12 protein-coding genes are annotated in these 8,951 nt (G+C 47.9%); 11 read left to right on the plus strand and 1 reads right to left on the minus strand.

Annotated elements, in window-relative coordinates:
- Positions 1 to 8: 8 nt before the first annotated feature.
- Positions 9 to 785, plus strand: a complete 777-nt coding sequence (mazG, locus tag AC4MRN_RS17255; protein ID WP_491203978.1) for a nucleoside triphosphate pyrophosphohydrolase — start codon at positions 9 to 11, stop codon at positions 783 to 785.
- Positions 786 to 795: 10 nt separating this feature from the next.
- On the opposite strand, the gene AC4MRN_RS17260 is transcribed toward mazG, so the two are convergent.
- Positions 796 to 1,719 (minus strand): hypothetical protein, encoded by a 924-nt coding sequence (locus tag AC4MRN_RS17260; RefSeq protein WP_491055103.1) that lies wholly within the window; start codon positions 1,717 to 1,719, stop codon positions 796 to 798.
- A 247-nt stretch (positions 1,720 to 1,966) separates the two neighbouring features.
- On the opposite strand from AC4MRN_RS17260, the gene rplM reads away from it, so the two are divergent.
- The 10 genes from rplM to AC4MRN_RS17310 all read left to right on the plus strand — a co-directional run.
- The gene (gene rplM, locus AC4MRN_RS17265; protein ID WP_073320311.1) at positions 1,967 to 2,395 is read left to right on the plus strand and encodes a 50S ribosomal protein L13; all 429 of its coding nucleotides are present in this window, start codon (positions 1,967 to 1,969) and stop codon (positions 2,393 to 2,395) included.
- Between the two features lie 12 nt (positions 2,396 to 2,407).
- Complete coding sequence (gene rpsI / locus AC4MRN_RS17270; protein WP_073320309.1) at positions 2,408 to 2,800, plus strand: 30S ribosomal protein S9; 393 nt, start codon at positions 2,408 to 2,410, stop codon at positions 2,798 to 2,800.
- Between the two features lie 158 nt (positions 2,801 to 2,958).
- Positions 2,959 to 3,330 (plus strand): glutathione S-transferase N-terminal domain-containing protein, encoded by a 372-nt coding sequence (locus AC4MRN_RS17275; protein WP_073320305.1) that lies wholly within the window; start codon positions 2,959 to 2,961, stop codon positions 3,328 to 3,330.
- A 477-nt stretch (positions 3,331 to 3,807) separates the two neighbouring features.
- Positions 3,808 to 4,440, plus strand: coding sequence for a ubiquinol-cytochrome c reductase iron-sulfur subunit (gene petA / locus AC4MRN_RS17280; RefSeq protein ID WP_073320302.1), 633 nt, complete (start codon positions 3,808 to 3,810; stop codon positions 4,438 to 4,440).
- A 1-nt stretch (position 4,441) separates the two neighbouring features.
- A complete protein-coding gene (locus tag AC4MRN_RS17285) occupies positions 4,442 to 5,707 on the plus strand; it encodes a cytochrome b (RefSeq protein ID WP_073320298.1) in 1,266 nt (421 codons plus the stop codon).
- Complete coding sequence (locus AC4MRN_RS17290; RefSeq protein WP_073320295.1) at positions 5,704 to 6,438, plus strand: cytochrome c1; 735 nt, start codon at positions 5,704 to 5,706, stop codon at positions 6,436 to 6,438. The genes AC4MRN_RS17285 and AC4MRN_RS17290 overlap by 4 nt, the downstream gene beginning before the upstream one ends.
- Positions 6,439 to 6,550: 112 nt before the next feature.
- The gene (sspA, locus tag AC4MRN_RS17295) at positions 6,551 to 7,183 is read left to right on the plus strand and encodes a stringent starvation protein SspA (RefSeq protein ID WP_073320290.1); all 633 of its coding nucleotides are present in this window, start codon (positions 6,551 to 6,553) and stop codon (positions 7,181 to 7,183) included.
- Positions 7,180 to 7,623 (plus strand): ClpXP protease specificity-enhancing factor, encoded by a 444-nt coding sequence (locus AC4MRN_RS17300; RefSeq protein ID WP_084526295.1) that lies wholly within the window; start codon positions 7,180 to 7,182, stop codon positions 7,621 to 7,623. Before sspA ends, AC4MRN_RS17300 begins: the two co-directional genes overlap by 4 nt.
- Positions 7,624 to 7,815: 192 nt before the next feature.
- Positions 7,816 to 8,529, plus strand: a complete 714-nt coding sequence (locus AC4MRN_RS17305; RefSeq protein ID WP_073320287.1) for a spondin domain-containing protein — start codon at positions 7,816 to 7,818, stop codon at positions 8,527 to 8,529.
- A 9-nt stretch (positions 8,530 to 8,538) separates the two neighbouring features.
- Positions 8,539 to 8,951, plus strand: a 413-nt coding sequence (locus tag AC4MRN_RS17310; protein ID WP_491203977.1) for a spondin domain-containing protein, incomplete at its 3' end; no start/stop codon positions are given.

Below are 8,951 nucleotides of genomic sequence, written 5' to 3' on the forward strand. Positions count from 1 at the left end.
GCGAAGCGCTGGATCGCCTGCTTGGCATTATGGCTGCGTTGCGCGATCCCAACACGGGCTGCCCCTGGGATGCACAACAAACCATGTCGTCGCTTACCCGGTACACCATCGAAGAAGCCTATGAAGCGGTCGATGCCATTGAAAGGGGGGCCTCGGCAGACATAAAAGATGAACTGGGCGACTTGTTGTTTCAAATCGTGTTTTATGCCCAGATTGGCAAAGAACAGGGCGATTTTGAGTTTGCGGATATCGCGAATGCAATAAGTGACAAAATGGTGCGTCGTCATCCGCATGTGTTTGCGGATGTCGATACGGATGAATCTGCGCTGTCGGCGCAATGGGACGCAATTAAAGCTCAGGAGAAGGCTGAGTCGGCGTCACCGCAAGCGTCGATATTGTCTGATGTACCTACCGGGTTGCCGGCCTTGATGTACGCGCAAAAAATCCAGAAAAAGTGCGCCAAAGTCGGCTTTGACTGGCCTGACATTGCGCCGGTGCTCGACAAAGTCGCTGAAGAGGTTGACGAAATTCAGGCCGAACTGCAAGCCGAACCGGTGGACTCGACGCGACTTGAAGAAGAAATTGGCGATGCTTTATTCGCTATGGTGAATTTGGCCCGTCACGCCAACGTCGATGCAGATGCGACACTACGTCGGGCAAGCCTTAAGTTTGCCAAGCGTTTTGCGCAGGTAGAACAGACAGCAGAACTATCGAATAAACAGCTTAGCGATATGAGTCTGGCAGAACTTGAGCACCTTTGGCAGCAGGCGAAAGCCAAAGCGTAGGCTGGTCGCGTTACTTCTTGCTCGCGGTCTGAGCATTAAACTGAATAACTTTTTCCAACTCTGCGCGCATGTAAGCAGGGGTGTTCCCCCAAAAAGGTTCATCGAATTTATACGAAAGGTCCGGGTTGGCCAGTTCAATAATTTTCCGGTTTGGGTCAGTCGCAAGCTTTATGGCTGTCAGGTGATTCTCGTGTTTTTCAAACATGGTTTTCAGTTCACCGTTGTCCAGCATCCGCAACAACCCTATCTGAATGCGATTTACCAGATCGGGCTTGTGCGGTGAAACGAAAAAGTACTCGTAACTCGGATAGCGCAGGATAAAGTTGTCTTCCAGCTTTATACGTTTGGTTTTGTGTCTTTCAAGATCGTTGGTGACTTCGATAACGTTTCTGGGGAAGTAATCTACCATGCCTTTTTCTACAGCGGTAAACATGGTGTGAAACCACAAACTCCACTGAGCTGCTTCTACCTTGAATCCATTGTGTTGAAGTACCGCTAAGTCTGGCCAGTCCTTGCCCTGTACTCCCACTAATCCCTGTATAGTTTCTCTACTTATCGAATGAGGAAATTGAGCCTGTTTATAAGCATTGATGACCAGTACGCGGTAACCCGCTAGCCCTTGTAACAGGGGAAATCGGACCGGCAATAACTGCTGCTCCCGTGTGTCTGACGTTGCACTCCACATTACGTCGGCTTCACCGCTTTTTAGTTTAATGATTTGTCGGGCCTGTGGCATGGGCTGAGGGTGGGGCACGGCATTGGCTATACCAAATTCAGGTGTTAGCTCCAGTACGCGTTGTAAAACCTTGGCGTGATAATAACCGTAGGCGTCGTCAGCAAAAGCGCGAGCAAAAATGACGTCGCCGCTTTCTGAGGCAGCTCCGTGGGGTGTAAAAAGTGTGAATAAGAGTAAAACAACGGCCAGGTTTTTCATGTACTACAACGAATAGACACAACTCATTTAAGGCTAGATGACATTTTTTGAATTTACCAATGAAAAATTTAAAAATTAGGGGTTCGCTTTTTGGGCAATTCCTGTATAATTCGCGCCCTGCCCAGTTACACCCACTTTGGGAAAGTGGAAGAAATCAGTGGATTCGAAGGGGTCCGTATATTGATTTTTCAGGGGGTTTTTACAAAAAACCTAAGTAACGACGAATTATTTTCGGGTAAATTTAAAAATGAAAACTTTTGTTGCAAAGCCAGAAACGGTTGTACGTGACTGGTACGTGGTAGACGCCACAGACAAAACTTTAGGCCGCTTAGCTTCAGAAATCGCTCTGCGTTTACGTGGTAAGCACAAGCCTGAGTACACACCGCACGTTGACACTGGTGATTACATCGTAGTTATCAATGCAGAGAAAGTTACTGTAACTGGTAACAAAGCTCAGGGCAAAATGTACTACTCGCACACTGGTTACCCAGGTGGTCTGAAAGAAACTAACTTTGAGAAGCTGATCGCTCACAAGCCAGAAATGGTCCTTGAAAAAGCGGTTAAAGGCATGTTGCCAAAAGGTCCTCTGGGCCGCGCAATGTTCCGCAAGCTAAAAGTTTACGCGGGTGCTGAGCACAAGCACACTGCACAACAACCTCAAGTATTGGACATTTAAGGAGCTTATCACATGGCAGATACTCAATATTACGGCACTGGCCGTCGCAAAAGTTCTACTGCTCGTGTATTCCTGCGTCCAGGTACAGGAAACATCACAGTAAACAAACGTGCTCTTGACGAGTACTTTGGTCGTGAAACTGAATGTATGGTTGTTCGTCAACCACTTGAGTTAGTTGAAATGACTGAAAAATTTGACCTTTACATCACTGTTGCTGGTGGTGGTTCAAATGGTCAGGCTGGTGCAATCCGTCACGGTATCACTCGTGCTCTGATGGAATATGACGAAGCGCTTCGTCCTGCGCTGCGCAAAGCTGGCTTTGTTACTCGTGACGCTCGTCGCGTTGAACGTAAGAAAGTTGGTCTGCATAAAGCACGTAAGAAGCCTCAGTTCTCAAAACGTTAATTCGTTTTATACGGTTTCAAAAACCCGGCTTTTGCCGGGTTTTTTTTTACCTGCCCACATTGGGTTGTTTGTGTCTTCAAACGAACAGGGGTCCAGCTTATCCGGACCGCCGCACACAAACGTTCTTCATTCACACTAATGCAAAGTAAGAGAAAGGTATGTTAGTAAAATTAATCAGAAATGCCCTGGGATTAGTGATTGTTTCTGCCGATGTTGTAACCCGCTGGAGTCGCATCAAACGTTCACCAGAAGCTCAACAGAAGGTCAATGAAGTTGCTTCGAATTTAACCCTTTATCATTTTTTCGCCTGCCCGTTTTGTACCAAAACCCGTCGTGTAATCTATAAACTGAATGCTCCCGTAAAAAAACTGAGCGCCACACAAGGCTCACCGCATCGTGATGCGCTAATTAATGGCGGCGGTAAAGTACAGGTGCCTTGTTTGCGTATTCAGCATGACGATGGTCAGGTGGAGTGGATGTATGAGTCTAAGGCCATCATCAGCTACCTGAATGAGCGGTTTGCTGGCTAAATTTCAAAAAAAGGCCGTTTTTAGAAAAAAGCGGATTTGTTAACCGTGATAAAAACTAAGCGCATTGTTTGTTTTTTCAGCTACGTGCGGGCAGCGAATGGCACCCTGCTGCTGAGTATAAATTAATCAATGGGAAAGCTTGGCGTACTATGGGCTGGCGACGAGTCAAAGCAAATGCTAAATCCATGTAAAAAATATGTGATTTGCTGTGTTTGGGTTTACGACTTTCGTCTCATCGTCTTTGATGGGGCTCAAACCTTACAACTATTTCGCTAGTTAATTCCAGTAATTCCTTGTGTTTTGAGGGGGTTTTCTTTTATCATTTTCGGTCGAAAAATTTGACTTTCTTTCGTGAAATCGCCGAACTGCAAAAAGTACCAAGAGCGAGTAACACGATAAGTACCATGAATACCGTTAAACACTGACCTAGGTAGGTGATTCTCGGATTCATATTATCCAAAACCTGGAGAAAAGTGGATGAGCAATGTGTCTGTAGATGCAAAAGAGTCTGCGCTGAGTGATGACAAGCCGCAAGACAATCCGCGCCGTCGGTTTTTAACCGTAGCAACGTGTGTTGTTGGCGGCGTAGGTGCAGCTGGTGCGGCTGTACCTTTTGTAGCGTCTTGGAATCCGAGTGCGAAAGCGAAAGCGGCCGGTGCTGATGTCGAGGTAGATATCAGTGCAATTGAACCCGGTCAGCTAATTCGTGTTATGTGGCGAAGCAAGCCGGTCTGGATTGTGCGCCGTACCCCTGAGATTCTTGCTGAATTAGGCAATCACGAAGATCAGTTACGCGACCCTAATTCTGAAAATGAGCAACAGCCTGCTTTTGCAAAAAATCAGTATCGTTCACTAAAAGAAGAATATTTGATCCTGGTTGGTATTTGTACCCACCTTGGATGTTCTCCACAGCATATGAAAGACGGTGCCTTCGAAGAATATGTTGAAGGCGTACCGGATGGCTTCTTCTGCCCATGTCACGGCTCTAAGTTTGATATGGCAGGACGCGTATTCGAAAATGTTCCTGCACCATTAAACCTGGTGGTGCCACCGTACCAATTCGTTGACGAAAATACCGTCATCATTGGTTCAGAAGCGGAGGTTGCTTAACATGCAAGCGTTTTTAGCCTGGATCGAAGAACGTATCCCAATGATGCGTGTAGCCAATATGCACGCAATCCAATACCCTGCACCCAAAAACATGAACTTCTGGTACGTGTTTGGGTTTTTAGCCACTGTCGTACTGGTAAACCAGATTGTTACCGGTATCTGGCTAACCATGAACTTTAACCCGACTGCTGAAGGCGCGTTTGCTTCAGTTGAATACATCATGCGCGAAATCGACTACGGTTGGATTATTCGCTACATGCACAGCACCGGCGCCTCTGCGTTCTTCATTGTGGTGTATCTGCACATGTTCCGCGGCATGATTTACGGTTCCTACCAGAAGCCACGTGAATTACTGTGGATCTTCGGTATGCTAATTTATCTGGCGCTGATGGCGGAAGCTTTCATGGGCTATGTACTGCCATGGGGACAAATGTCTTACTGGGGTGCACAGGTAATCGTATCTCTATTTAGTGCGATTCCGGTGATTGGTCCTGACCTGGTTCAGTGGATTCAGGGTGACTACGTTATCTCTGGTGCGACGCTAAACCGTTTCTTCGCTCTGCACGTTATTGCATTGCCACTGGTAATTGTGATTCTGGTATTCCTGCACATCATTGCGCTTCACGAAGTGGGTTCAAACAACCCTGACGGCGTGGCTATCAAGCACAAGAAAGGCAGCTTGTCTGAAGACGAGAAAACCAAGTTTGAAATTCACGAGTACTACACCAGCAAGTACGACATTGCTGATGACGTATTGCCGTTCTTCCCGCACATCGTGCTGAAAGACCTGGTGGCGTTCTGTATCTTCCTGGCTGGTTTCACATACATTATGTTCTTTGCCCCTGAAATGGGTGGTAAATTCCTGGAGCATCCTAACTTTGAAATCGCTAACCCGCTGAAGACACCAGAGCACATCTTCCCGGTTTGGTACTTCACACCGTTTTACGCCATCCTGAAAGCGGTTCCGGATAAGCTGTTTGGTGTTATTGCCATGTTTGGCGCCATTATCTTCCTGTTCCTGTTACCTTGGTTCGACCGTGGTACTGTGAAGTCATGGCGTTATCGCAGTGGTCTGCACAAAACTAACCTGATTGTGTTTGCCATTGTGTTCGTATTCTTGGGTTACCTGGGTGGTACGCCGCAGGAAAACTGGAAAATTACTGCCTCACAAATTCTGACAGTAATGTATTTCGGGTTCTTCATCTTACTGTTCATCTACAGTAAAAATGAGACCACAAAACCAGTTCCAGCGAGGATCCCTAAATGAGAAAACTAATTTGTATTCTGGCTTTGCTATTACCTGGTTTTGCGTTTGCCGCAGGCGGTAACGTACACCTGGACAAAGCTAACTATGATTTGTCTGACAAGGCGTCGTTACAGCGTGGTGCTAAGATCTTCATGAACTATTGCCTTGGCTGTCACGGCCAGCAGTACCAGCGTTATCAGCGCACCTTTAACGACCTGGGTATTCCGGAAGATTTAGCACAGGAAAACCTGCAGTTTACCGGTGAGAAAATCTCTGATTACATCACGCGTTCAATGCCGGCTGAGTCTGCTGCTGTGTGGTTTGGTGCTGCGCCACCAGACCTGACACTGGTTGCTCGTGTTCGCGGTGCTGATTGGATCTACACCTATTTGCGTTCTTTTTACGTAGATGAGTCTCGTCCATTTGGCGTTAACAACACCGTATTCCCTGAAGTGGGTATGCCTCACGTACTTCAGCCTCTGCAAGGTACACCTCGTATGACCGAGGAAGAAGCACTGGTTGACGGCGAAAAAGTCATGCGTCACGTTGGTATTAAAACCGATGGCGACGGCAGCATGACAACGGCAGAATACGACCAGGCGGTACTGGATTTGGTGAATTACCTTGAGTATACCGGCGAGCCTTTCCGCCTCGAATCTGAGTCGATTGGTAAGTGGGTTCTGGTATTCATTTTAGTGCTGTTTGTGTTTGTATACTTGCTGAAAAAAGAATACTGGCGAGATGTGCACTAATTAGCCCAATTTATAGTATAATGACCGACAGGGGGCTTCTCGCCCCCTTTTTTCACTTTAATAGGGTGTTAAAGTGGACAGTTTCAAACGTATCTCTGACGGAGGAGAATGAATGGCCGTAGCCGCGAATAAACGTTCAATCATGACGTTGTTCTCAGACACAATTGATATCTACAGTCACCAGGTTCGCATCGTATTGGCGGAAAAAGGTGTCGGCGTAGAAATCAGCTACACTGACCCCAGCAAGCTGCCTGAGGATCTACTTGAACTAAACCCGTATGGTACGGTACCAACGTTGGTCGATCGTGAATTGGTGCTTTATAAGTCGCACATCATCATGGAATATCTTGATGAGCGTTTCCCGCACCCGCCATTAATGCCTGTTTACCCTGTGTCACGCGGTCAAAGCCGTCTGATGATGCATCGTATCGAGCAGGACTGGTACAGTCTGGCAGCACAAATTTTCCGTGGTGAAGGCGACGTTGAAACGGCCCGCAATGAACTGCGTGAAGCGTTACTAAGTCTGGCACCTGTGTTCTCTGAAATGCCTTATTTCATGAGTGAAGAGTTCAGCCTGGTTGATTGCTATCTGGCACCGCTGTTATGGCGTTTACCTGCGTTGGGCATTGAGCTAACAGGTAACGGCAGCAAAGATATTCATGCATATATGAACCGTATTTTTGCACGCAGCTCGTTCAAAGCATCGTTAACCGATCAGGAACGCGAGATCCACAACCCACTATGACCCAAATGACGTCAAACCAACCCTATTTATTGCGTGCGTTTTTCGACTGGATTGTCGATAACGACCTTACGCCATATATAGTGGTAGACGCTACTAATGAGTTAGTGGATGTGCCGCAGGAATTTGTAAAAGACGGTCAGATTGTACTGAACATCTCTCCGTCAGCCTGCGTGAACTTTTACCTGGACAAAGACGGCTTGTCATTCCAGGCGCGCTTTAGTGGTCAGCCACGTCGAATCAGTATGCCTTGTCATGCTGTGTTGGCTATCTATGCCAGAGAGAATGGGGCTGGAACGGTATTTGCCGCCGAGCCGCTGGAAGAAACAGCGGAAACGGAAGCACCATCGCCGGTGATTGCAGAAGCAAAAGCTGATGCAGAAGTGCCGCCACAGGCACCACCCAAACCGACGGGTAAACCGAACCTGAAAGTGGTTAAGTAGTTATATTGAAAATCCGGCCCAGGCCGGATTTTTTACTTTTAAAGTCTGAGCAAATACCACCACCTGCTTTTTACCCCTGGCATAAAATTGTGAAATTGTCGTGATAATTTCGCGACACCTTCCTCGCATTATCTTCTTACACCCGTCAGTTGATGTCAGCTGATGACCGTTTTGACTCAGTAAGGAGATACAATGACACGTTCAAATCTGTTCCGTTTAATGCTATCCGCTGCTTTAGCCGGCACCGCTGTTCAGGCGCATGCCGTTGATGTAGAAGTTGAGGTACAAAACCTCACACGCGGGATTTATTTCACGCCGCTGCTAGTTACAGCACACACACCTGACCAATCTTTGTTTAATGTAGGTGAAGCGGCCTCCGCTGAACTGCAAGCTATGGCTGAAGGCGGTGATATTTCAGGGTTGGAGACGGCAGCGATGGCTATCAGCGCTGATATGGTGGCTAACCCGGCTGGCGGTTTACTTATGCCTACTGCAAGCACCACCGCAACATTTACCACGGCAGATACCAACACTGCGCTGTCTATTGTGGGTATGTTGCTACCTACCAACGATGGTTTTGTCGGTCTGAATAGCTGGCCAATTCCCCAGGAAGCCGGCACCTATACCGTCTACCTTAACGCCTATGATGCCGGTACAGAAGCGAACGATGAAATTCGTGGGGGCGGCGCGCCGGGTGCGCCAGGTATGCCTGTACCTCCGCCATTAGAAGATCTGATTGGCACAGGTGGCAGCGGTGTTACAACCACTATCAACAACGCCATGGTGCACATTCACCCCGGTAACCTGGGCGATGCGGATATGATGGGCGGTCAAAGTGATATTCAAAATACCGTGCAACGCTGGTTGAACCCGGTAGCCAAAGTTACCGTGACCGTAACGGAATAAGGAGGCGTTATGAAGCTTTCAATGTTACGTAATCTGGCTGTAGTGGGAATGGGCACGGCGTTACTTGCCGCCTGTGATCACAATGACAATAACCGCAATACACCTGAGCCAGAACCTGTGCCGGTGATGTTAACCTATGAAGTGACTATCGAAAATATCAGTGCTGCACAGCCTCTGTCGCCGGTAGCGGTTCTGCTGCATGGTGAGCAGTCATTGTGGCAAGTGGGTGAAAGCGCGTCGGCGGCACTGGAAGTGCTTGCTGAGGGGGGCGACAACAGCGATGTGCTGGCAACCGAAGGTACGCTGGCAACAGAGTCGGGCAGCGCACCTGTGGGCCCTGGAAGCAACGAGTCGTACCAGCTTACCGTATCGGACGAGCAGGCGGCGTATCTGTCTGTAGTCACTATGCTGGTAAATACCAA

This window comes from Marisediminitalea sp. (genome assembly GCF_984433645.1).

Excerpts from the sequence above, each read along its gene's own strand:
- AC4MRN_RS17290 (WP_073320295.1), top strand. The coding sequence starts at position 5,704 with ATGAGAAAACTAATTTGTATTCTGGCTTTGCTATTACCTGGTTTTGCG.
- AC4MRN_RS17260 (WP_491055103.1), bottom strand. The coding sequence starts at position 1,719 with ATGAAAAACCTGGCCGTTGTTTTACTCTTATTCACACTTTTTACACCC.
- AC4MRN_RS17300 (WP_084526295.1), top strand. The coding sequence starts at position 7,180 with ATGACCCAAATGACGTCAAACCAACCCTATTTATTGCGTGCGTTTTTC.
- petA (WP_073320302.1), top strand. The coding sequence starts at position 3,808 with ATGAGCAATGTGTCTGTAGATGCAAAAGAGTCTGCGCTGAGTGATGAC.
- sspA (WP_073320290.1), top strand. The coding sequence starts at position 6,551 with ATGGCCGTAGCCGCGAATAAACGTTCAATCATGACGTTGTTCTCAGAC.
- rpsI (WP_073320309.1), top strand. The coding sequence starts at position 2,408 with ATGGCAGATACTCAATATTACGGCACTGGCCGTCGCAAAAGTTCTACT.
- AC4MRN_RS17285 (WP_073320298.1), top strand. The coding sequence starts at position 4,442 with ATGCAAGCGTTTTTAGCCTGGATCGAAGAACGTATCCCAATGATGCGT.
- AC4MRN_RS17275 (WP_073320305.1), top strand. The coding sequence starts at position 2,959 with ATGTTAGTAAAATTAATCAGAAATGCCCTGGGATTAGTGATTGTTTCT.
- AC4MRN_RS17305 (WP_073320287.1), top strand. The coding sequence starts at position 7,816 with ATGACACGTTCAAATCTGTTCCGTTTAATGCTATCCGCTGCTTTAGCC.
- rplM (WP_073320311.1), top strand. The coding sequence starts at position 1,967 with ATGAAAACTTTTGTTGCAAAGCCAGAAACGGTTGTACGTGACTGGTAC.